This window comes from Blautia sp. HCP3S3_H10_2, from assembly GCF_052122375.1.
In the GTDB taxonomy this organism is placed as follows: domain Bacteria; phylum Bacillota; class Clostridia; order Lachnospirales; family Lachnospiraceae; genus Blautia_A.
Genome location: NZ_JBQKCL010000001.1, coordinates 254,119 through 278,258, shown reverse-complemented (window position 1 = coordinate 278,258; position 24,140 = coordinate 254,119). Strand labels below are relative to the sequence as shown.

18 protein-coding genes and 2 pseudogenes are annotated in these 24,140 nt (G+C 42.6%); 4 read left to right on the top strand and 16 right to left on the bottom strand.

From position 1 onward, the window contains the following. Window positions 1–47 precede the first annotated feature (47 nt). Genes ACTQWB_RS01265 through ACTQWB_RS01255 form a run of 3 tightly spaced genes read left to right on the top strand, consistent with a single transcriptional unit; the run spans window position 48 to window position 2,904 of the window. The gene (locus tag ACTQWB_RS01265) at window positions 48–206 is read left to right on the top strand and encodes a DUF6783 domain-containing protein (RefSeq protein ID WP_441499983.1); all 159 of its coding nucleotides are present in this window, start codon (window positions 48–50) and stop codon (window positions 204–206) included. 10 nt (window positions 207–216) lie between these two features. Then, window positions 217–1,419: an iron-containing alcohol dehydrogenase gene (locus tag ACTQWB_RS01260; RefSeq protein WP_441499982.1), complete on the top strand. Its 1,203-nt coding sequence runs from the start codon at window positions 217–219 to the stop codon at window positions 1,417–1,419. A gap of 30 nt (window positions 1,420–1,449) precedes the next feature. Further along, on the top strand, window positions 1,450–2,904 hold the full coding sequence (locus ACTQWB_RS01255) for an aldehyde dehydrogenase (RefSeq protein ID WP_441499981.1): 1,455 nt from the start codon (window positions 1,450–1,452) through the stop codon (window positions 2,902–2,904). 224 nt (window positions 2,905–3,128) lie between these two features. On the opposite strand, the gene ACTQWB_RS01250 is transcribed toward ACTQWB_RS01255, so the two are convergent. The 11 genes and pseudogenes from ACTQWB_RS01250 to ACTQWB_RS01200 all read right to left on the bottom strand — a co-directional run bounded on the left by ACTQWB_RS01250 (window position 3,129) and on the right by ACTQWB_RS01200 (window position 15,810). Next, complete coding sequence (locus ACTQWB_RS01250) at window positions 3,129–4,100, bottom strand: hypothetical protein (RefSeq protein ID WP_441499980.1); 972 nt, start codon at window positions 4,098–4,100, stop codon at window positions 3,129–3,131. Window positions 4,101–4,114: 14 nt separating this feature from the next. Further along, window positions 4,115–5,335: a DnaB-like helicase C-terminal domain-containing protein gene (locus tag ACTQWB_RS01245; RefSeq protein ID WP_441499979.1), complete on the bottom strand. Its 1,221-nt coding sequence runs from the start codon at window positions 5,333–5,335 to the stop codon at window positions 4,115–4,117. 40 nt (window positions 5,336–5,375) lie between these two features. Further along, entirely contained in the window at window positions 5,376–6,689 is a 1,314-nt protein-coding gene (locus tag ACTQWB_RS01240) for an McrC family protein (protein WP_441499978.1), read from the bottom strand. Between the two features lie 19 nt (window positions 6,690–6,708). After that, window positions 6,709–8,697: an McrB family protein gene (locus tag ACTQWB_RS01235; protein ID WP_441499977.1), complete on the bottom strand. Its 1,989-nt coding sequence runs from the start codon at window positions 8,695–8,697 to the stop codon at window positions 6,709–6,711. 406 nt (window positions 8,698–9,103) lie between these two features. Then, on the bottom strand, window positions 9,104–9,583 hold the full coding sequence (locus ACTQWB_RS01230; protein WP_441499976.1) for a TnpV protein: 480 nt from the start codon (window positions 9,581–9,583) through the stop codon (window positions 9,104–9,106). Window positions 9,584–9,850: 267 nt separating this feature from the next. Continuing rightward, window positions 9,851–11,737, bottom strand: coding sequence for a group II intron reverse transcriptase/maturase (ltrA, locus tag ACTQWB_RS01225; protein WP_441499975.1), 1,887 nt, complete (start codon window positions 11,735–11,737; stop codon window positions 9,851–9,853). A 722-nt stretch (window positions 11,738–12,459) separates the two neighbouring features. After that, a pseudogene (locus tag ACTQWB_RS01220) lies at window positions 12,460–12,595 on the bottom strand (Maff2 family mobile element protein); the annotation flags it as partial. A 215-nt stretch (window positions 12,596–12,810) separates the two neighbouring features. Next, window positions 12,811–13,624, bottom strand: a pseudogene (locus ACTQWB_RS01215) (VirD4-like conjugal transfer protein, CD1115 family); the annotation flags it as partial. A 932-nt stretch (window positions 13,625–14,556) separates the two neighbouring features. Next, on the bottom strand, window positions 14,557–14,949 hold the full coding sequence (rpsI, locus tag ACTQWB_RS01210; RefSeq protein ID WP_226822858.1) for a 30S ribosomal protein S9: 393 nt from the start codon (window positions 14,947–14,949) through the stop codon (window positions 14,557–14,559). A 17-nt stretch (window positions 14,950–14,966) separates the two neighbouring features. After that, window positions 14,967–15,395 carry a 50S ribosomal protein L13 gene (rplM, locus tag ACTQWB_RS01205; protein ID WP_117853326.1) on the bottom strand — a complete coding sequence of 143 codons (429 nt, stop codon included), beginning with the start codon at window positions 15,393–15,395 and terminating at the stop codon, window positions 14,967–14,969. Window positions 15,396–15,726: 331 nt separating this feature from the next. Continuing rightward, a complete protein-coding gene (locus tag ACTQWB_RS01200) occupies window positions 15,727–15,810 on the bottom strand; it encodes a DUF6783 domain-containing protein (RefSeq protein ID WP_441500104.1) in 84 nt (27 codons plus the stop codon). A gap of 179 nt (window positions 15,811–15,989) precedes the next feature. Between ACTQWB_RS01200 and ACTQWB_RS01195 the strand changes: the two genes are divergently transcribed. Further along, on the top strand, window positions 15,990–17,159 hold the full coding sequence (locus ACTQWB_RS01195; RefSeq protein WP_441499974.1) for a cation diffusion facilitator family transporter: 1,170 nt from the start codon (window positions 15,990–15,992) through the stop codon (window positions 17,157–17,159). A gap of 296 nt (window positions 17,160–17,455) precedes the next feature. Here the strand turns inward: ACTQWB_RS01195 and ACTQWB_RS01190 are convergent, their stop codons facing one another. From ACTQWB_RS01190 to mmsB, 5 genes are all read right to left on the bottom strand, one after another. Continuing rightward, a complete protein-coding gene (locus tag ACTQWB_RS01190) occupies window positions 17,456–18,511 on the bottom strand; it encodes a substrate-binding domain-containing protein (protein WP_441499973.1) in 1,056 nt (351 codons plus the stop codon). Next, window positions 18,508–20,103 (bottom strand): response regulator, encoded by a 1,596-nt coding sequence (locus tag ACTQWB_RS01185; RefSeq protein ID WP_441499972.1) that lies wholly within the window; start codon window positions 20,101–20,103, stop codon window positions 18,508–18,510. The genes ACTQWB_RS01190 and ACTQWB_RS01185 overlap by 4 nt, the downstream gene beginning before the upstream one ends. Window positions 20,104–20,174: 71 nt before the next feature. Beyond that, entirely contained in the window at window positions 20,175–21,677 is a 1,503-nt protein-coding gene (locus ACTQWB_RS01180; RefSeq protein WP_441499971.1) for a sensor histidine kinase, read from the bottom strand. After that, window positions 21,678–22,688, bottom strand: coding sequence for a substrate-binding domain-containing protein (locus ACTQWB_RS01175; protein ID WP_441499970.1), 1,011 nt, complete (start codon window positions 22,686–22,688; stop codon window positions 21,678–21,680). It abuts the gene before it with no gap. A gap of 286 nt (window positions 22,689–22,974) precedes the next feature. Continuing rightward, window positions 22,975–24,132, bottom strand: a complete 1,158-nt coding sequence (gene mmsB / locus ACTQWB_RS01170) for a multiple monosaccharide ABC transporter permease (protein ID WP_441499969.1) — start codon at window positions 24,130–24,132, stop codon at window positions 22,975–22,977. Window positions 24,133–24,140: the final 8 nt, after the last annotated feature.

The following is a 24,140-nucleotide window of genomic DNA, read 5'->3' as shown; positions in this document are numbered from 1 at the left end:
TGGCCTCATAATATCTTGATATTAAAAATATTTTACCTTTACAATATTTGATTCCATGTTATAATTTCATATGTGATAAAATTTGTACAATAATTTACAGTCCCAGAGCGTGGAAAAAAAATCATTCCCGCAATCAGACAAAATCTCCCACAAATTTTGACGCACATCTTGCAGAAAACCTTTTTCAAACACGCTCTAGAAAGTGAGAAACCATTTATGAATCCAATAAAGAAAATTTACTGCAGAATTTTCCAGAATGTATTTAAATTTGCCCTTCCTTTCCTGCCCTACCGAAATCCGGAAATCATTGGCAGCCTGAAGGCAGTTCCAGACATTCTGAAAAAGAAGAAATGTGAGAATATTTTGATCATCACCGACGCCGGTATCCATAAGCTTGGCCTTACCCAGCGCCTGGAAAAAGCGTTGACAGACAATGGCATTTCTTATATCCTTTATGACAAAACAGTGGCTAATCCTACCACAGAGAATGTAGCAGAGGCACTGGAACTTTACCACACAAATAACTGCAGTGCTATCATTGGCTTCGGAGGCGGTTCCAGTATGGACTGTGCCAAAGCCGTAGGCGCCAGAGTTGCCAAACCACGCCAGTCTCTGGCAAAAATGAAAGGGATTCTGAAAGTTCACAAAAAGCTCCCCCTTCTTATTGCGGTTCCCACTACAGCAGGAACCGGAAGTGAAACCACACTGGCAGCTGTTATTGTGGACGCCGATACGAGGCATAAATACGCTATCAATGATTTCCCATTGATTCCGCGCTATGCAGTTCTGGATCCCAAAGTGACCTTAAGTCTTCCCCCATTTATCACGGCCACCACAGGTATGGACGCACTGACCCATGCCGTAGAGGCTTATATCGGAAATTCCACCACACCAGGCACCCGAAAGAACGCTCTTGATGCGGTCAAACTGATTTTCGAAAATCTGGACACCGCATATACAGACGGTTCTAACAAAGAAGCCCGCCGGAATATGCTCCGTGCCTCCTATTTTGCCGGATGTGCCTTTACCAAATCCTATGTCGGCTATGTACACGCAGTTGCCCATTCCCTTGGCGGACAGTATAATGTACCTCACGGACTTGCAAATGCCATACTGCTTCCCTATGTTTTGGAAGCTTACGGAGAAACCATTTATAAAAAGCTGGCAGCCCTTGCCGTTGCAGCAGGCGTTGCTACCAAAGAAACACCGGTAAAAGAAGCTGCCCAAAGCTTTATCCAGGCTATCAAAGACATGAAGGCCCGCTTCGGGATCGGCGACACCATCCCGGAAATCCAGGAAGAAGATATTCCGAAGCTATCCCATTATGCAGACAAAGAAGCCAATCCACTGTATCCGGTTCCTGTCCTGATGGATGCGAAGGAGCTTGAAAAATTCTACTATATGCTGATGCCTAATTAAAAGGACAGGTCTGCTTACGCAGACACAACCATGAATGAAAGTCGATTGTGCCCCGCCCTTGGCGCTCCCACAATCAACCACCACACAATCAGAAAGGACTTTCTTATGACCCAGGAAGCAATCCAGGAAATCATCCGAAGACAACGAACCTATTTTTACACAGGTGCTACCTTAGACATTGATTTTCGCATCAATGCCATAAAAAAACTGCAAACCTCCATCCAGTCCCATCAGGAGCAGATCAACGCCGCCCTGCATACAGACCTTGGAAAAAGCAGCTTCGAAAGTTATATGTGTGAATCCGGTCTTGTCCTCAGCGAAATCACTTACATGCTGAAAAACATCCGTTCCCTTTCCAGGGAAAAGACCGTGCACACACCACTTGCCCAGTTCCATTCCAGAAGCTACATGAAACCATCTCCTTACGGCGTTACCCTGATCATGAGCCCCTGGAACTATCCATTTCTTCTCACTTTTGAGCCACTGGTAGATGCCATCACCGCCGGAAATACTGCTGTCCTGAAACCCAGCGCATATTCACCTGCCACCAGCCAGATCATCTGCGAGATCGTACGGGAATGCTTCCCCGAGGAATATGTTGCTGTCGTCATGGGCGGTCGTGAGGAAAATTCCTGTCTTCTCCAGGAACACTTCGACTATATCTTTTTCACCGGCAGCCAGGCTGTAGGAAAAGAAGTTATGCGTCACGCAAGCGAACATCTGACACCAGTCACCCTGGAGCTTGGCGGAAAAAGCCCTTGTATTGTGGATCAGTCGGCAAATGTCAAGCTTGCTGCCAAGCGTATCGTTTTCGGAAAATACCTGAACTGTGGTCAGACCTGCGTAGCACCAGACTACATTTACTGCCACAAGAATGTGAAGGAAGAGCTTCTGAAGCAGATTCAGAAACAGATCCGGAAACAGTTTGGAAAGTCTCCCCTTGATAATAAAAATTATGGAAAAATCATCAATGAAAAGCATTTTAACCGCATTCAGGGACTGATTGATCCAGCCAAAGTTATCTGCGGCGGCAATCTAAATCCCACGACCTTACAGATTGAACCTACTGTTATGGATCAGGTGACTTTTGACGATGCAGTAATGCAGGAAGAAATTTTCGGACCGGTTCTCCCGGTACTTACGTTTGACTCTATAGACGATGTGATTCACAAGGTCAATTCCATGGCCCATCCTCTGGCACTTTATCTTTTTTCGCAGAACAAGTCTGTCTGTGAAAAAGTTACCTCAGAATGTGGTTTTGGCGGTGGATGCATCAACGATGTGATCATTCACCTGGCCACCAGCGAAATGCCATTTGGCGGATTTGGAGAAAGTGGTATGGGAAGTTATCATGGTGAAAAAGGGTTTGAAACTTTTTCCCATTATAAGAGTATTGTAGATAAGAAGACCTGGATTGACCTGCCTATGAGGTACCAGCCTTATCGAAGAATTTATGATAAACTGATCCATTTATTTTTGAAATAACCGCCCATTCCAGTTACCGGCACAGAGTGAACAATCACTATTTCCAGAATCTGGAAGAGCTCCCAGTGACCTCCTATTGTTTAATTGTTACAAATATATTACAATCTTATTTGTAATCAGCTGATACATAAAACAATAAGGAGGTCCAAACTATGTGTTTTAATTTTAATAGCTGTACTGAGTTATTTAATGCAATCTGCAAAATGTTTAACATTGGATGTTAATTAATTTGCCCGGTGTATTTCTCCGAGGATTTCAACTCCTCTTACCAGTTCTCTCGGGCCATTTCTCAAAGGTACATAGTCCTCGATATAGCCGCATTTTTTGTAGGCTTCCAGTATGATCTGTACTTTTTTATCGAGGTCATGCACCTTATTTTTCCATCCCCTGCTCTCATATCTGACCCGGGAAGTTTTTCTTTGATGCACCTCTTCCTGGGCAAAATTTTCTTTTTTAATTCCGATCAAAGGTAAGATTCCATCCTCTTTTCCTTCCCCATAATACCGGATTTTCTGGCTCTTCAGATGATTCTTTTCGTTAGCCATAATCTCCAGCCGTTGTATCAGGATCCGTTTCAGAAGGATCACTTCATCTGTATTGGAAAAGGGATATTTTTCAGGTGTCATCAATGTCCCAGGCACACAGATAATCTGCTTTATGTACTCTGCATATTGAAAAACCGGAAGCTTTTTCCCCTCAATAAACCAGAATGTTTTTCCATCTTCATCGGCTTCAAGAGGCACCATTTTATCTGCCAGGATTCCGGAAATAAGTTTCCCCTCTGAATCAACAAGGTTTCTTTTTTTCACTTCTTCCCTGAAATCAATGGCAATTCCTGTACTCATCAGCTTCTCCACTGCTTCCCGCAGGCGCAGTTCTCTTTTTTGCGGGGTATCTTTCTGATAAAAAAGGCGCAGTTTATCATCATATGCCATGATCCGCAGGATATCCGTAAGCGTGATCCGTTCTTTCCCATATCTTTGCAGTGTATAAATGGCATCATGAACCACACTGTCATAAAAAGTAAAGCCTTTTTGCGCTACAGATTCCGGCATATCCAGAAGATAGGTACAGGTCATCGGCCGGTTGCGGCTTCCAACCTCTATGGTATTTCTGCACCCTGTTTTATAATGATTTTTAAATATTTCCTGTGCCAGTTTGCATATATTAATGTATGTATTTGCAGGCAGCCACATAATAGTTACTCCTTCTATTCTTCATCCGGCATACTTAAAAATTTCTCAAACAAGCCCCTACTGTATTCGTCTTCCGGAACGAATTCGTTCTGTCCTGTTTCTGTTTTTTCGCGCACCTCTAACGGCATTTCCAACGGCATTTCTGTAGCTTTAATAAAGCGCTTCCCTTCCCCGGAAACAGACTGCTTTGTATCAATCCCACTATCATCTGAACTCTTATCTGCATCGCACTCTTTGTAAAGATCCCATGCCGGATAAAAATCCAGAGACACATTTGCACCGCTTCCAGTTACCCCATAGCGCTGTTTCAGAAAAACCAGTTCCAGTTTTCTTGCTGCCTTTGACATTTCTCCTTCATGGTCAATTCCTGCCAGCTGAACATTTCTCAGCTGCAATCCCAGGATCACACTGGCAGAATATTCGATGCCTCCAGTCTCCTTAAAGGAATCCATCTGCATGGGCTTCTGGGCATTTTTATACGCTTCTCTGTTTAAGGAACTGATCACAAAAACAACCAGATCATGCTTATTGGAAAGGCTGCTGAGAACATTTATATTTTCATCATTTTTCTGCTTCTCTGTCATGTTTCTTGATGAGCTGCATGCTGACAGAATCTGAAGATAATCTATAAAGACCACTGGTTTTTCATTCGTTTCATCTATAAATTTCTCCACATCTTTAATGATATCTTCTGCTGAAAAAATAATCTTTTCCCGTTCTTTTACATATAATTTTTTATATCTGGGACCAACTTCTTCCTGCACTTCTTCCACAAATTCCCATTCTTCTTCCTTATCCTTATTCTCTGCCCGAAGGAGCCAGTCTGATGTGATTTCCAGATCTGGTTCTTTCATATGGACAGCCCGGTTCAGTATCTTGGACTCTATTCGGATTGAAGGCATTTCCAGGGAATAAAACAGCACAGATGTGCCTCCTGCTGCCACCTCAGAAGCGATCTGAAGCGCAAGAGTACTTTTTCCCATACCAGGCCGGGCACCAAGAAAAATCAGCCCAGGATACAGACCGCCGCCCAGTTTTTTATCCAGTTCCCGGATTCCTGTTGGATAATGCTTTACTGTTTTTATTGCTCCTGGGCGGAAGCTTTTTAGCTTCTCTGATATAGCGATATACGAGCTGCTTTTTGCTCCCTGCCTGTTATTGTTTTCTGTGTTATTATCTTCTGTGTTGCGATCTTTTGTGTTTCTATTTTCTGTATTATTTTCTTCTGGCAGCACTTTTTAGGTTACTTCTCTTTCTATTGATTTTTTTCTGTTTTCATATGCCATTTCCAGCATCCACTTCCAGTTTTTCTAATAATCGTGCCAGGCTGGCATTGATATCTGTTACATCCACGCCGAATATATGGATTCTTGTAGGAAAACCTGCGTCGTTTTCTCCAGAATCATACAGTACCGGTTCCTGGTTCCGCATCCACTCTGTCTGTGGATAAAGCAGCCAGATATCCTGTGCCTTATAGCGTTTGGAATAGGCATACATCTGGTACATATCTGCACTTTTTATTCCGTAATTATTCCATCTGCTTCCCTCTAGCAATTTCCATTTCGTGTCCAGGATTACACATCTTCCATCTTTCCGGAGCACAATATCCGGACGTATTTTAAACATTTTAGGTGTATCAAACAGGGTATGTCCTCCATCCTGAACAGACACTTTCCAGGTATTTTCCGGATGCTTTTTCAGTCTGCAGGCAACATAATTTTCATACAGTTCTTCCATTGGAAAAAGCAGGGATCTCGCCTTTTCTTCTCCCGCAAAGCAGCCAAAGCTTTCATTTTCCAGAAACACTCTTGACCATTTCAGGATCTGTTCATATTCTTTGGAATTCCGGTCTGTCCTCACTTTCGCAAAGTCATTTTTGATATCAGAAGATACCGGAATCTCCTCAAAAGCTGACAAAAGCTTTTTGATTTCCTGCGTTTGTTTTCCATTGGAAGTTGCTTTTTTCAGCTTCATTAATGTGGTTTTTATAATACGGTTTTCCGCTCTGTTCTGGCTATATTCCTGGTAACGCACATAGAACCGTTCCTGATGGACCATATTTTCCCGGATCTGTCTTGCAACAAGCAATTTTCCCTTGTAACTGGTCAGATTTCCTTCTTTTTCAACATAATCCGAACGGATCCCCCTCTTCACCAGCGTCTTCGCTTCCCTGATGTACATATCTATAAAAATGTCATAAAGATTGGTTGAACCGCTTATTACTCTGGCTTCCGGCAGATTCCAGCCAGAGAAATCCTTCATCTCTTTAAGCATGTTCAGAAGAACTTTTCTGCTTTTATTTTCCTCTGGAGCCAATTCCATTTTGGGCACAATCTGAATCTTTATTCCACTTTCCAGTTGAACCAGACCAACAAAATTCCTGGCTTCTATTACTTCCCCCACACCAGCTTCCCAGTGTATCAGCATAAAAGGAGATTTCTCTTTTTTCTGGTTTCTGGTCACTTTTTCTACATAATCATGTAATTCCTGATAAACTTCTGGTTCCAGAAATTTATAAGCAGCGGAATTCCGGTATCTTTCGGAACAGGTGATCTTATCATACTCTCTTATTTCAAGTAATTTTTCCATAACTATGCTTTCTAATTTGTTAAATATATTTTTCGTAAATATGCCGATAACTAAGTGGATTTCCAAACGCTTCCCAGTTTATCTCATAATAAACTTCTGGAAGCTCATAAATATCTTCTGTGTAACCAGTTCTGTCATAGTCATCCAGGAATGGATTTTCATATTCATCTGCCTGTGGTGTACCACTCTTTTTCAGATATTTTTTCTGTACAAACTGATACTTAGAAGGCTTGCCATTATCCCCAAGAATCATATGTATTTTGGCATAATCATCAAAGAAATACTCCTGCAAAAGAGGGAATATCTTATTTCGGAATGCTTTTTCCAGATTCTCCATTGTGGCTTTTTCACCGCACATTTCATTGAAATAAGCGTGTCCGATAGTGTGATCCCTGTCGTACAAAAATTCGATTCTCCTATTTATCAGCTTCAGCATTTCTACTATATCAATCACACCAGTCTGCCCATTTTCATCTTCATATTCCACCTTATCTGCTTTCATTTCCCGTAAGGTTTCCGGCCTTGGCATAATCTCTTTAAAAGAAAAACGTCTGCGGAATGCCGCGTCAAGCGCCGCCAGTGAACGGTCTGCAGTGTTCATGGTGCCGATAATATATACGTTGGAAGGAACAGAAAATTCCACTCTTGAACCTGGAAGAACCACAGAGGCTGTATCTCTTTTACTGGTCTCGATCAATGTCATCAGCTCACCAAAAATCTGGGAAACATTCCCCCGGTTCAGCTCATCTATGATGAAAACAAAATTTTTCTCTCTGTGTTTTGCGGCATATTCTTCACAGAATTTACGGAAAATGCCTTTTTCCATCTTATATTTAATCTGACTGGAGCTATTCCCTGCAACCGAATCGTCATCCTTCTTTCCCGATGCCTGATCTTCATCCAGCACCGGACGGATTCCCTCTACAAAATCTTCATAGTTGTAGGACTGATGGAAGGTTGTAAAGCAGATTCTGTTCTCTTTTTTCAAGCTGTCATATCGACTTTTAATATTCTCATACCCATAGGTTTCCAGTTTTTTTACATCCTCGCCATTGCAGATTGCAACTGCATAAGTGACTGTTTTATAGGTTTTTCCAGTTCCTGGCGGGCCGTATAAAATAAGGTTATGGTCAAACTGGCTTTCTCTGGATGATCGCTTTTCCGATTCGGAATCCTTTGATTCTGGATTTTCTGATTCCAGATCTTCTGATTTTGAAATGTTTTTTTCCTTCAGATTGTTCTCTTCTTCAAGAGTCTTTTCTTCCCCTTCTGGAACCATTTCTTTTTCCGGAACATTCTCTGATTCAGTAAAAAAACTATCTTCCACATCATTAATCGCAATTATCTCTCTCGTCTCTTCCAGACTTTTGATTCCAAGTACATACTCATAATATGGAAGCAGCATTTTTACAGCTTTTCTTACTTCATTTGAAATTTCCTCTTCTTTTTTTTTCTTATCAAATACTACAAGATAACATAATTCAATATTACAATTCTGGCCTTCTCTTTCAAGCCACTGGTATGCCTGCTCTTTATCTGTGATGTCCTCTGTATTTATTTCATGATATCTTTTAACGTTCCATTTTCTATGTCCCATATTATAATGCATCACATATCGCAAGTAATCCCTGTCAATTCCACAATCCAGGAACCTGTAATACTTATCGCACTCTTCTTTCTGTGCAAGAACTGTAGGATTAATACTCAGGCATACATAAATACAGGCACTTTCCATACCTGGTTCTTTTTCAAAATAAAGGTAGATACTTTTCGGATCCTTTTTATAGTTTTCGTCTTTCAAACAGAGATCAAAGTTTTCTTTATTTATCTTATATCCATTATGGTTGTTATAAACCAACCCCGGAAACTCATCTCTGATATCGTCAACAATTCTAAAAAAAGCACTATTAAGCTTTTTTTCAAACTCCTTGTCTTCCATTAATGTAGCCCGGTCCTGGCCACCATTTACATATTCCAGCAAGGGGAGGTAACTGTTTGCTCTGTACATTTCATTGTCCTCTTTTTTCTATGTATTATTTATCTGTGCATTTTTCCAGATACTTTCTATACACTATATTTTCACACAGATTATATCGTTTACCATTTCGTTATAATAGTCTGATAAATTAATTATATAGACTGATTTTCCCAAAAGCAATAAAAAAATATATAATCATAACCACCGGCTAAGCCGGTGGTTTGTTCTCCGCCCTATAAGGGTTCGTTTCCGGCGCTGGAGTCTAAAGACTCATCGAAAGGCTCGCCAGCCGCAACATCAGTTACTTGCAAAGTCCCTTGGACTTACTTTTTCTTGTTGCTTTTGATTACTGGCTCACCCGTAAACGGGTCAATATACTCCTTTACATGCTTCCGGTGGATTGGTATCATCCGGCGAAAACATTTTCCGAATCATTTCATACATGATTGAATACCGATATGCGATTTCTTCTCTTGCGAGGAATCTGCATACCTTGTAAAGATTCTTTTTCATTTCTGCATCCGTTGCAAGCATGGCTGCCAGATGAATTCTCTCCCTTGTACAGTTCAGATTCGGGCATCCAAACCAGTTCGATGATTTCAGCAGCCCGGTTGCGGATATTGTTGCAGTGGCGTACCCATTCCATAGGATTCTGTCTCCTCAGTTCCTCGGTAACTCCCTCCGTACTTTGCATTTGAGCTTCAATCAGCTCAAAGCATTCCTGTGCCTGTTCATTCAGATCTACCAGATAGCTGTCCAGTCTGGCGGTTAGAAGAAGATATGTATAAGTTCCAGGCTTATGTTCTTTCAGATATTCCTTCCGAAGCATTCCCCAGAATCCAATCGGTCTAGTTTCCTCCGGATAGTAAAGATTCGGTAAATAATAGTCTCCCACTTTTGTGTATTCGATTTTCATAATGATTTCCTTTCGCTTTTCATGAAATTGTCATGTTATCTGCGTAGGATGTGCGTTTTTCCTTTAAAATCTTTTCACATAGAAGACATTAAGTGCTTCATACCCTGAGACTTTGCACCGGATAGCGATAGGTAATCCTTTGAAGTTATCTCCAGATTTTCCCCCGCTCCACACCGTGCATGCGACTTTCACCGCACACGGCGCTCCATCGAATTCAGCCGTCCAGGGTTTTAAACACAACTTACACACTTCGTTACAGCATTAAATTCAAAGAATAATAGGTGGCATTTCTGCCATAGTACGAAGTTTGTTAAGCTTTTCTATTTGTTTATCGTCAAGATTTAAGGATTTCAGGTACTTCTCAATCGTGGGTTCTGAGGAAGCATGGATAAGGATATGAACCGATTTGCTGACAAGAATTAGATTTGCGTATTCATCCGAACCACCATTGCTTACCGGCACTTTATGGTGGCAGTGAATATCGTGGGAGTTCATAGGAATTCCCGTCACTGCACATTTACCATACTGTGCCGCATACAAAGAAATACGGTTATCCGCATATTCAATGGTTCTGCCCTTTACAGGATTTCTCATCAGCCATAACATCGTCGCTGTGTCGATTGCAAGATTCTTATGAATCTGTTCCCGACCTTTGACCGTGTATTTATTGATGGATTTCCTTTTATGCTGGGCATTCTTCGGCTGGACATATCCCAGTGGAGCCACCGGACGTCCATGAAGGAACCTCATTTGTCTGCTTGCTCCATACTTTTCTTTGATGAACCCATTTCTGAGCTGTCCCTTTTTGGATAAGTCGCCTTTCAGTCTGTTTCTGAGCTGTTTGTTGATACTAAAAGCAAGTCTGCTGAAGTCATGAGATACTTCTGTGGAAATACAATAGTATTCATGAAGTCCAGCAACTACAGAGTTGTATTTCTGAAGCTGCATGAACTGAGCATTATCATCTGACGAATGAGCCAGTTCCTTTACTTCTTCCGAGACTTTATCATGAGCCTTTTTGTATGCTTTATCGCTCATATGAGACCGAACCACATATTTCTTACCCTTTTTACGGACTTTCAGCTTGAACCCGAGAAAATCAGAATACTGTCTTTTGAGATTAACTACTTTGGATTTGTCAGGGCTGATTTCCAGCCCCAGCCTGTCCTTTAGCCATAACTCTGTTGCCTTGTATGCTCTGACGGCATCCTCATGTGATGCGCAGAAAATTTTAAAATCATCTGCGTACCGAACTGCATGCATCTCTTTTAATCTGCTCCGGCGCAGAGCCCTGTAAGCGTGGCTCTTAATCTCTGTTCCCTGCGCATTGCTCCTCGTTTTGAATTTTGTCTTTGTTGGCATCTGTTCCCATTGGGAAGCAATCCACCAGTCCAGTTCATTCAATACGATATTTGCAAGCAATGGAGACAAAATACCGCCTTGCGGAGTACCCCGTGTGGGATATGTTTTCTCCCCATTTGGCAGAACAACAGGTGCTTTCAACATCTCTTTTATAATGCATAGCAGCTTTTTGTCCCGAATTCCCAATGCCCATATCTGACGCATCAGCTTTGTATGGCTGATATTATCAAAGAAGCCTTTAATATCGAGGTCAACCACATGGTACAGATGCTGTACCTGTATCAGCCTCATGCATTGCGCAATAGCAGTCTCAGCGGAACGGTTCGGGCGGAACCCGTTGGAGTTCTCACTGAATTTTGCTTCACATATCGGCTCCATGACCTGCAAAATACATTGCTGTACGATCCGATCCACGATAGTTGGAATTCCCAGCGGTCTGGTCTTTCCATTGGGCTTTGGTATTTCCACTCGCCTTACGGGTCGTGGATGATAATTACTGAATTGTTTCCGTATGAGACGGACGTATTCTTCCTCGCTTAACTTTGCAAGGTCGGCTATCGTCCTTTTATCCACTCCCGAAGTATCACTTCCTGTATTCTTCTTTATCGTTCTGTATGCAAGCTTGATATTTTCTTCACTCTCGATGATTTCCATCAGATGGTTGAAGGTTTTATCTTTCTTACTTTCTGCATACAGCCTGTCAAAAGTACCTTCCATGTCGTAATACTCTGAGTTGCGGATTTTTCTCTGTTTACTTTTCCTTTCTTGCTGCCCCGAAGTCAACACAGGCATCCTCTCCCTTCGGTTTGGATTTTCTTTGTCATACTCGAAGCTGTGTTTGTTGTGTTTTCATTTTCATTGCTGAATTCGACTTGTGGCTATCCCTCCACCGTTTACTTATTCACGGCTTCATAGGTACTGTGCCACTACTCTCACTGGAATAAAGAATGGTTATTGCCCTCTCGCGAAGGTATTCCCATCCACCACATCACTGGCCTGCAACCGCCTCCGTGTTCCCAGCTTTCCACGTTCCGATATTCCTATCATTGGATATCTTTAGGTTCTTCCTCTAAGCCTGTATCTGGTCATGCATAACCGCACCGCCTGTAACGATGCATGGACTTTCATAACAACCAATTTTACTCGCCCACAGATACCACCATGAAAGGTGTACTGCCTTTCGACAGCATCAACGTTTAGACTCGTACATTCGGAATTTCGTCAGTATTTTCATACATTCTCACCATGGATATCCGACCCCCGGCATATAGGCAACACCATCCACCTCTGGACAGCTTTCGTGTCTGGTCTGAAAACCAGTCTTACGATTGCTCTCTGCCGACTTCACCGAGCTCTATAAACTTTTGGAGAGAGCCGTTGCATGCTCCCCGCCATTCGGAGTATTAGGGTGGCGCTTCGGGACGTTACCCCCTCATTTCACCCATCGGAATATCAGTTCTCCAAAGTTTCGGGCTACAATTGCCCTTCGACTTTGTGCGTAAGCTTTTCACTTACGAACGTGTCGCACGATTGTCGTTGCCGTAACCTTCGAGAAGGTTGATAACACCCCAGATACCAAGGCCAGCGCCCAGAGCCCAGAGCGATAACGAGAGTCTGAAGAACAGTGATTGCCTGTTCAAAAAATGCCATAAATACTATTAGCCGGAACCATTTGAATGATTGGTTAAGTTTGTTTCATAAGCGCACAAAAGCCGGAACAATCTGCCCTCGATATACGAGAGCCTGATTCCGGCTGTCCTCCTTTTTCATTATTTTTTGATGATTTCCCGCTTTGTACGCCAATGACCTCGATAGAGGCAGTTGCAGCGAATAGATGCGATCACTCCTTTCTCAGCGGAACGGTATTACACCCCCTCTGTGTCTACTTCATATACATCGCAGACCTCATCGGGCTTGAGTTTCAGTCTGGCAGACAAAAATGCTTCAATATCAAAGGTATTCCGCTTGTCTGCATCAGCTGTGTATTTGAAATTAGGGTGTCTGGTGATGTCGTATTTATCCGAAAGAAACGGACGCACACCGCGCAGCTGTAAGATGCACTTGCCGCCATCCATAACTGCCAGTTCGTCCTGGCTCATCAGCTCTTTTCCTAATTTCTGATAATTAAGCGAGTGGAAGGTTTCCCGCCCACGGCTTTCTCCGGTGTTGTAAGTGTCGATAGTTTCCTTGCCAAGCACCGCAGCCAATTCTTTGAGAGTGGTTGGCTCCTTACCACCCAGGAAGATAGACGTATCCATGTTTCCGATGATGGTATCGGCGTTGTCCTTATAAATCGCCTTGAGCTGACTCTGCGCCTGCAACACCAGACAGGCTGAGATCTCACGGCTTCGGATGGTGGCAACCAGTTTTTCCAGCTTTGGAATTTGACCGATGTTAGCGCACTCGTCAATGAGGCAGCGCACATGAACCGGAAGTCTGCCGCCGTACACATCATCTGCCTTTTCACAGAGCAGGTTGAACAACTGGGTATAGCACATGGAAATCAGAAAGTTAAAACTGTCGTCCGTATCACTTCATAATCAGAAACAAAGCCGTTTTCCGGTCTCCCAGCGTATCCAGTTCCAGCTCATCGTAAGATGTAACCTCTCGCAGCTCTGCAATATCAAATACGGCAAGACGCGCACCGCAGGAAATAAGGATCGACTTGGCTGTTTTTCCAGTAACAAAATATCAATAGTTTTTTAATCACTTTTTCAAAAAAGGCAAAAAATAGAACGTATAGTTTAATTCCATACGCTCTATCTCACATTTCATATTAAATTTTTGAATTCTACAAACTGAAAGTGAACAAAATCGCTGCGCGATGGCCTGTCAAGGCTGTGGCGCAGCTTTTTACTTTTTCTAAAAAAGGCAGTGACAGGATTGTCCCAAGATAGTATTGTTAAAGCACCACCAATAACAAACTTCAAACACGGGCTTAGTCCCAACAACTGCCTATGAAAAGAATATCATCTTTAGGCTGCTTACACAAGCAGTTTTATTTTGCAAATGCACCTCCATGATGGGTAGTTACTATTGTTATTACCACATTTATTTCATGGAGGTTATTTTATGTACGAATCATCTGTTAACTGACGGCCCTATACGATTTAATGAACTGCAAAGAAAAATGCCGGAAGAAATGACGCATTTCTGATAGTTGCTGTTGTTTCTGGAAATAGAAAAAGCCGCCACTTCAAAATCATAAAGTGACGGCCCTTTCTAATGCCGGAAGCTTTTCCCCTGAAATGAAAAAGGCACCCAGTCATTTGATACTGAGTGCCTGCATTAGATTCATATTTAATTGTTCAGATTTGGTCAAATTATGCCAAACTCTCCATCGAAAAATCAGAGGTCCAAGAGGGCTAAAATCCCCCACAAAATACCCCCGAAATTGCTCTCTGGTTATCCTATTTTTTAACCACTAAGGCTGTTTTTTGACTCCCTTTTTGCCGGTTGTCCTATATTTAACCACTAAAAGTTGGGTGAAAACGGCTCTCGTTTTGCCAAATTTGGTCAAACCATATCAGCCCGTTTAGATATAGTAAAACCCCGGAAAGCCTTGATTTTCCGGGGTTTTTGAACCATTTTGATATAGTCTGAGCAGTCGATTATCGCTTGCTGAACTGCGGTGCGCGACGGGCTGCCTTGAGACCGTACTTCTTACGCTCTTTCATACGAGGATCACGAGTAAGGAATCCAGCTGCTTTAAGAACTGGTCTGTACTCTTTGTCTGCCTCAAGGAGTGCTCTGGAGATACCATGTCTGATAGCACCAGCCTGTCCTGTATATCCGCCACCGTGTACGTTTACAAGTACATCGAATTTGCCTTCAGTCTCGGTAGCAGCCAGTGGCTGACGAACGATAACTTTAAGTGTCTCTAATCCAAAATACTCATCAATGTCTCTTTTATTGATAGTGATTTTACCAGTACCTGGGGTAAGGTAAACTCTTGCTACTGATTTTTTTCTTCTTCCTGTTCCGTAGAATTTTGCGCTAGCCAATGTTTTCTACCTCCTAATTAAAATGTTAAAACTTCCGGTTTCTGAGCCGCATGTTTGTGTTCAGGTCCGGCATAAACGAAAAGTTTTGTATACATTTCTCTTCCTAATGGTCCTTTTGGAAGCATACCTTTAACTGCCAGCTCAACAACTTTCTCAGGTTTCTTAGCCATCATCTCTTTTAATGTAGTCTCTTTCATTCCACCTACATAATCAGAGTGATTGTAGTAGATCTTCTGATCCATTTTCTTACCTGTAACTTTGATCTTGTCAGCGTTAACAACGATTACATAATCACCTGTGTCAACGTGTGGTGTAAACTGAGGTTTGTTCTTTCCTCTTAAAACGCTTGCTACGCCAGAAGCCAAACGGCCAAGGGTGCAGCCTTCAGCGTCAACTACATACCATTTTCTCTCGATTTTATCTGGATTAGCCATATAAGTCTGCATGGTTTTACCTCCTGTTATTTATCAACGATTGTTTGTATAAATGCGATATCTCGCATATGTTAGTAATATGGAAACGATGGTGCAATTACTGCGGAAATGTCCGAAACCGCTGATAAATACTGTCGCCGGGGCTATTGGCTAAAGTATCTCGCACTACGTCACATTGAGTAATTATATTATAACCCTTTGCTCCTGTCAACTACTTTTTCCCCATATTTCCAGATTTTTTTTCAAAAAGTTTTCCACAGTCTATAAGAATTATTACCCTCCTTTTCCACAATGCAAAAAATTCTTTCCACCAATTTTCACATAGATTACTTTTACATGGTTCTTAAGCCACAAGAACCGAATTTAGGTAAAATATATCACAAAGCAGGCTGTGCAAATCGCAGAAATGATTTTTATTTTCAAACATGCTGCAAGTATCTCATGCAAAATACACAGAATTTTCTCTTGGATTTGTGTCATTTTCCACTGGTTTTTTTCTTCGCAAAATGCTATAGTTGTGGGAAACACATTTACAAGTAACTGCTTTTACTATTTTCGTAACTGTTCAGAGCAGTTACCTATTTTCTTTTTTTGAGGTGAGGTTTTATGATAACATTTTTATCCCGTCTTTTTATCAAACATCACAATGACTACAGTTCACCCAAAGTACGCCAGACATACGGCATGCTCTGTGGTGCTGTAGGAATTGGATTGAATATTTTCCTATTTATAGGGAAATGGCTTGCCGGTATTTTAAGCGGCTCCATTGCGATCACAGCAGATGCCTTTAACAACTTATCCGATGCCGGTTCCTCCGTCATTACCCTGGTTGGCTTCAAGCTCTCCGGACAGAAGCCTGATCCGGAGCATCCTTTCGGGCACGGCCGTATGGAATATATATCCGGACTTCTTGTCTCTGTTGCCGTTCTGATCATGGGCTTCGAGCTGATCCGCTCTTCCATTGCCAAGATTCGGACTCCTGAGCCCATTGAATGCAGCCCGGTCATCATCGGTGTCCTTGTTGCATCTATCCTGGTAAAAATATATATGTATTATTACAACCGTACCATTGGTCATAAAATTGACAGCGCAGCCATGCAGGCCACCGCTGGCGACAGCTTAAGTGATACCATTGCCACCAGTCTGGTTCTTTTGGCAACCATCATCAGCCAGCTTACAGGTCTTATCCTGGATGGCTGGTTTGGTGTGCTGGTCGGCATCTTCATTTTTTATACCGGAATCACAACCATGAAGGATACCATCGACCCGCTTCTCGGGCAGGCTCCAGAGAAAAATCTGGTAGAAGAAATTGAGGAAATCGTCCTTTCCCACTCTCTGGTACACGGCATGCATGATCTGATCGTCCATGATTACGGTCCCGGACGTCTGATCATCTCACTTCATGCTGAAGTCCCCGCTCATGGTGACCTTCTGATCATCCATGATGAGATCGACAATATTGAGCACGAGCTCCAGAATAAATTGAACTGCTCCGCCACTATCCATATTGATCCTATCGTCACCGATAATAAAGAAGTCAATGAAATGCGGACACAGATCGAAGAAGTTGCAAAAAATCTTGACCACCGTCTTTCCATTCATGATTTCCGTATGGTAGAAGGGTCTACGCACACCAATCTGATTTTTGATGTGGCAGTCCCATTTGAGTGTAAACTCACCAATGTTGAGGTGACCAATCTTCTGAAAGAGCGCATCCGGAATATGGACGATGGCAATTTCTGCGCCGTGATCCAGATTGACCGTGTGTACGCATAACATTGCTATTTAATGTGCTGAAAAATCTCGGTTCTAACCAGTTGTCGATAGCCAGCGGTTTGGCAATGTATATTCACGTAGCCGTGCATTTCAGGAGCGGTTTTAGTGGAAGCGAGATCCATGACTTACGGAGACTTAGGCGCGAAGGCTCTCCTGAGCGTCTTAGTCGTAGTTAGTCATTAGCTTGCCGGAACGTTGCTCCGCACGGCGGTGAATATACATTGCCAGACAGCGTACGAGAATCGATCCCCAGCACATTAAACAGCAGCAAATCATCCCCGCAGCGATTCCCCCTCCTAACGTATATTCAGGTAAACATCCTCCCGCGTATGGAATCCCCCATCAATGATCACTTCATCCATATTATCCGCCGTCACTGCCACCGGATCAATTTTATAATACGGAATCTCATAAGTGCCATCATAAAATGTCTCTTTCGCCTTATATTCCCCAGCACCAGAAGTAATATCCTCCCCTTTTCCAAGAGCTACTGCAAATTCAGCCGCCGTATTTGCCTCCTGCTCAATAGGCTTGTACACCGTCATTTCCTGGGTACCCTCTACAATTCTCTGACAGGCGGCCAGATCTGCATCCTGGGCAACAACTGCCACTTTTCCTGCCAGCCGGTTCTCTGACAACACCTTCACAGCCTGACTTGCAAGATCATCATTTCCGCACATGATTCCCACAATATCTCTGGTCACTTCCAATCCTTTCGTCACATGACCGCCAGCAAGTTCAGCCAGCCAGTTATCACAGTATCCTGTGTAGACTACATTCAGCTTACTGCCCTCAATCGCCTTGGTAAAGCCTTTCACCACTTCTTCCACATTTCCATCTGTAGGAGAACCGTTGATTGCGAAAATATTTCCACCTTCCGGGCAAGCCTTAATCAGCGCCTCTCCCATAAGTGTTCCAACCTTCTCATTATCAATAGTGATATACAGATCTGCATCTATATTTTCCACAATACGATCATAACAGATTACATAAATTCCCTTATCTTTCGCCTCTTTCAGTACATCATAAAGAGCCTCGCCATCAATTGGGATCACCACGATCACATCCATATTTTTCTTGATAAAATACTCGATCTGGGAAACCTGTTCCTCCACAACTCCCCCGGCAACCTGCACATTTACCTCTGCTCCAAGACTCTGTGCCGTAGAAACAAACATATCACGATCCCTGAGCCACCGTTCGATTACAAAGGAGTCAAAACTAAGTCCGATCTGAAGCTTGTCCTCTTCCTTTTTTTTACTTTTCTGCGGTTCCTGCTGTGTTCTCCCACAACCAGTGAGAATAACCGTAAGCAAAAGTGCCAAGAAAAACAGCCCGCTTTTCTTTTTCATTTTCCATACCTCGCCTTATATTCACTTGGAGTCATATCCATCTGCTTTTTAAAGATCCTGCTGAAATAATTGGGATCCGAATAGCCACTTTGGATTCCAGCTTCTTTCACACTTACGTTTGCATCCACCAGCAGATCCTTCGCTTTATCAATACGGACCCTGGTAAGATACTCGATAAAATTTTTCCCAGTCTCTTCCTTGAAAATCTTACTAAAATAATAAGGGCTGATATTTACCTGGCTGGAAACATCGTCCAGGGAAATATCTTTGCTGTAATTTTTCTGAATATAAAACATAGCCTTCTTTACCGCAGAATTGGACTGGTCTTCCTTCTGGTCACGAATTGCCCTGCATATATTGACCATTTTTTCCTCAAACCATTTGCGCAGCTCCTCATAAGTGGGAAAAGACATGGCAATATCAAGATAGTCTCTCCTGTAGCTGAAGCCATAGTTGATCGCGCCACTTTCGAAAGCCAGCTTTTCTCCCCAGATAATATATTCCAGCACTTTCAGCCGGATATTATTCATATCCTGTGAGTAATGTTCCACCATCCAGTCAAAAAAAGTGTTCAGCTCCTGCAGCATGCCCTCTTCGTTTCCCTCGCCCAGAAAACGGAACATCCTCTTTTCGTTGTTTCCTGGGAAAGCCTCGTCATACACACCATTCTGGGAAAGATCCTCGATATGTATCACACGGCTCAGACTTCCATTCAGCGCACGGAGAGCTTCCCGATAAGAGCGCTCCAGTTCTGCCATTTCCCACACTCTTCCAATTCCCACGCGGAATTTTGCATCCAGGCGGCTCTCCAGCCTTGCCACAAGCTCCCTGGCTTTTTCCACCAGATCAATACGATCCTCGTAAGGATTCTGGGAAACTTCACACGGAATCACCACTGGAATACGGTTTGACATAATATTTCCAACTACACAGGAAAAGGTGGATTTCATCACATCCCGGAGCTCTGGATAAAAGCTCTGGGCTTTCACATTCATCCCCACCGGACTTACCAGCCTTCCATTCTCATAGCTCTGACCAAATTGTATCACCATGACATAGCCCTGTCCGTATTCGATATCCAGAAGCTGCTGATAATAGTCTGCTGCCTGCATCTCCTTCTGGAAAAGAAGGGAGTTTACATAACTGGTTTCCACAACAGGAATAACGGTCTCCAGCTTTTCCTGGATTTTCAACAGATTACTTCTCTGATCACGGACTTTATCCACCTTAGCCGTAGCTTCTTCCACAACCGAAATGATCTTACTCTTGGAAATAGGCTTCGTCAGATATTTTTCCACCCCAAGATCTATTGCCTCTTTTGCATAATCAAACTTATCATAGGCAGAGACTACATAAAACAAAGCAGAATTGTTAAATTTCCGAATTTCTCTCATTGCCTGGATTCCATTGATTCCAGGCATATGGATATCCATAAATACAACATCCGGGTGAAAGGTCTCTGCCTTCTCGATCACCACTCTTCCGGTCTTTGCAGTCTCCACACTGCACTGGTCTTTAAATTCAGCCAGGATCACGCTTTTAAAGGCTTCCAGCATGATTCCTTCATCATCAGCTATCAGAATACGGTACATTTTTACACCTCTTGGTTTCTATTTCTTTTTCAGAGTATCGCTTATTGCAGGAATGATTTTTTGGGCACGCTCTAGTCACGGTCTCCTTCCGCCTCCACAGGCAGCGTTATGTGCACACTGGTGCCCAATCCAAGTCCATCACTTTCGATGGTAAGAAGTCCTTTTTGTTTATAATACAATTCCAGGCGGTCAATAACATTACCCACAGCAATTCCGGTAGAATAACGGTCTTCCCCATTATTCCGGGCTTTTCCAGCCATTACTGAATCGATCATTTCCTGCGTCATTCCGGCCCCATTGTCACTGACTGTAATTTCCAGGTCATCTCCATCCTTGTGAATGGACATCCGGATCATTCCAGTCTCCATACAGTCGTGAATTCCATGCTGCACTGCATTTTCTACCAAAGGCTGCAGGATCATACTTGGAATACGGAAATCCCCGATTCCTTCATCCACGTCTTTTTCATAATGGATATCTCCCGCAAATCTGACATTCAGAATATAAATATAGTTGTCTACAGCATCCACTTCTTCCCAGAGCATGGCATCATCCTCCATTTTCCGCACATTATACCGGAAAAAGTCTGCCATTTTTTCCAGGAAAACACCTGTACGCTCTGCATCCTCCAACATGGCAAGCTGGGCACCTGCATTCAAACAGTTAAACAAAAAATGAGGATTGATCTGTGCCTGCAGATATTTCAGCTGTGCTTCTTTCAGATGTGTTTCCATAAGAAGCTCACGTTCCTTCATCTGCGCCTGCTTCTCCATATTTTCCCTCTGCTGCTTAATATGAAGACGGATGCTGTCCAGCATCTGGTTAAAACCTCTTGTTACCACCCCGACCTCGTCTTCACATACAACAGGCAGAACCGGCACATTCAGGTTTCCCATTGCCACTTCATGGGCAGTGTTGGAAAGCTGGGTAAGAGGACGGATCATGGAACGCACAACCAATATGATGATCGCCACCCCAACAGCCGCAACAATGGAAATCACAACAAGAGCCAGCCTGTACAGTACATCCATGGAAGAAAGAAGAATCTGGTAGTTAGAGGAATTTATCCGGAAGCGCAGATTGTTCAGCCTGTAAATGTAAGAATTAATATAATCATAAAGCTGTCTTTCTTTTTCATAAGAAGATTTATATTTTTCTATATTTCTGCCTCGTTTTGCCTGAACTGTCTCACTGGTCTGATCCAGATAGCTTTCTGACATTCTGCGGATATTTTTTTCCAGCATTTTTCCTTCATTATCCACATTCCGGTCATTTAATTCGTCCAGAAGCTGCCTGTAGTCCTGCTCATACCTGTAATAATTTTCCAGGGACTTGGTTCCCTTTGTATTCAGATACTCATACACCGTACTTTCCAGCTTATTTAAAGTATCAGATAGATCATTGATCGCAGCGTTACTGGAAAAAACAGCATCTATCCGGTCTACACCGGTATGAATCTGTTCAAAAATAAAAAAATTAATGCACATTACGAAAACCATTACCAGAACCATAGCGGCACTAAGTCTTGTCTGGATGGAATTTTGTACGGAAAGGCTCACTTTTTTCTCTTTCATCTAGTTCCCCTCCGTTCTGTAGATGCCTACATTTCCTCTTGTGATCACATGCTGTCCGACACTATAATAACTGCTTGTGTGTCCAAGGGATGAGTATTCTTCCAACGCATTAATGCTGTAACGCCCGATTTCCTCCATATCCAGGGCAATCGCAGAAGAAATAATACCTTTACTGATCGCGTCAAGAATTACATCCGAATAATAAAAGCCAACTACATCTACATTTCCCACTTCATTGTAATCTACAAGAGCCTGATAAACACACTCAGTCACAACCTCGTCCATACATACCAGCACATCCGGAAGGGTTTCTCCACTTACGAAAATATCTCTGACAAACTCCTCTGTATCGAAGTCGGAGCTGCTGTCAATGCTGTATTCTGAAATATTGACAGACTGGTAGTCCTTCTTTTTCTCTTCCAGTTCTTTTTTGATCTGATAATAGACCAAGTTGGTCTCCTGTGTTTTTGACTGGGAATTGGACAAAAGAAGCACCTGGGTAGTCTCATGTTTCTTCAAAAGTCCCAGTATCTGCTCTGTATAGGCATTTCCAAGCTGATAGCTGTTCAGACCCACAAAACTGATTCTTGCACTGGAGGAATCATCTGTAAGAACGGTAACCACTGGAATATTCTGATCTGTGGCTTCCTGGATCAGCTTTTGCTCTTCGCTGCTTCCATCTGCTTCCAGAATGATGCCATCCACCTTGGATGCAATTCCGATCTGCAGATAATCCGCTTTCGTATAACCTGAATCATGCCCTAGTGTGATCTGCTCCACATAAGCATCTGCATCCTTTGCTGCAGCGCTGGCGCTTTTATAAATAGAATCCCACATCAGGGTATTTTCCTCACCTGAGATCATCAGATAATGTTTTTCGTAACTGGCTGCTCCCTCTCTTTCCCCCAGATCGACCTTATCCAGGGTTTTCTGGAAATAGATCCAGATTCCGGAAAGAAACAGCATACAGCCTGCCAGAATAAAAAAAACGGTCAGTGTAGATTTTTTCATAGTTTACAGTTTCCTTGTATTCACATATTAATCCTGCCACAATAAAGCTATTGTTTTGGACTTCTTATAGCTTTTATTCCTAATTCCTTATGTAGTAGTTTAACATAATCAACTGATATATGCAAAAGTTACTGCGCAAAACGTGTTACTATGAATAACATAAGCAATAACCTGCAAGAGCAATAATGTGACAGGTTGCAAAAAGGCCATTGCCATTTTTTTGGCAACAGCCTTTTTACTGCTATTTGCATTCACAGCAGTTTTGTTCATTTTTCAATTCTGATTGTTAGTTAGATTTTCTGTTAGAGATAACATCAAATACAACTGCAATCAGAAGTACGGCACCTTTTACAACGTACTGCCAGGAATCACCGATACCCATGATAGACATACCCATGTTGATAACACCAAGAAGAAGAGCACCGATTACAACACCGCCTACAGTACCACTTCCACCGTATGCAGAAGCACCACCGATGAAACAGGAACCGATTGCATCCATCTCGAAGGAAGTACCTGTACTACCGTTTACAGAACCTACACGTGCCGCGCAGAGAAGACCTGCAAGGCCAGCAAGTAAGCCCATGTTTGCGTATGCAATAAAGTAAACCTTATTTGTATCAATACCGGAAAGCTGTGTAGCTTTCTCGTTACCACCGATTGCGTAGAAATAACGTCCAAATGCTGTCTTGGATGTGATGAAGTTGTAGATCATGCAGATTACAACAACCCATACAAGCATTACAGAGATACCTTTGTACTGATACAGCTTGTAGCAATACCAGAGAATAACAACTGCGATTACGGCTGCTCTGCTGTAATCAGAAGCTGCTGTATTCTGACGATAGCCTTTTTTCGCTTTGTTGGCTCTTGAACGCATAGTTGAGAAAATAATATAACATGCGATGATAACACCAACGATCAATGCAGAATATTTCTTTCCATCATCCAGACCAGGAATATTGATGTAAGAAGTAAATACATTCAGGAAAGATTTATCCTGGATAGATACAGTCTTGTTGTCCAGTACCAGTCGTCCAAATCCACGGAAGATGAACATACCAGCAAGTGTAGTGATGAATGGAGGGATTCTCTTATAACCAATCCAGTAGCCCTGCCAGATACCAACCAGAAGACCGATTACCAGGCAAAGAAGAATAGTTACAAATGGGTTGAAGCCCTTGTTGCCAATGAGGACAGCTGCAACACCGCCTACAAAACAGATAACAGATCCAACAGAAAGATCGATGTTACCACCAGTTAAGATACAAAGTAACATACCACATGCAAGAACCAGTACATATCCGTTCTGGAGCATAAGGTTTGACATGTTCTGCGCGTAAAGAAGTCGTCCATCAGTCAGAGCACAGAACAGAATAAATACGATTACAAGCGCAATGACCATCGTATATTTTCTTAAAAAGTCCTTAATTTTGGAATTCATATCGTTTT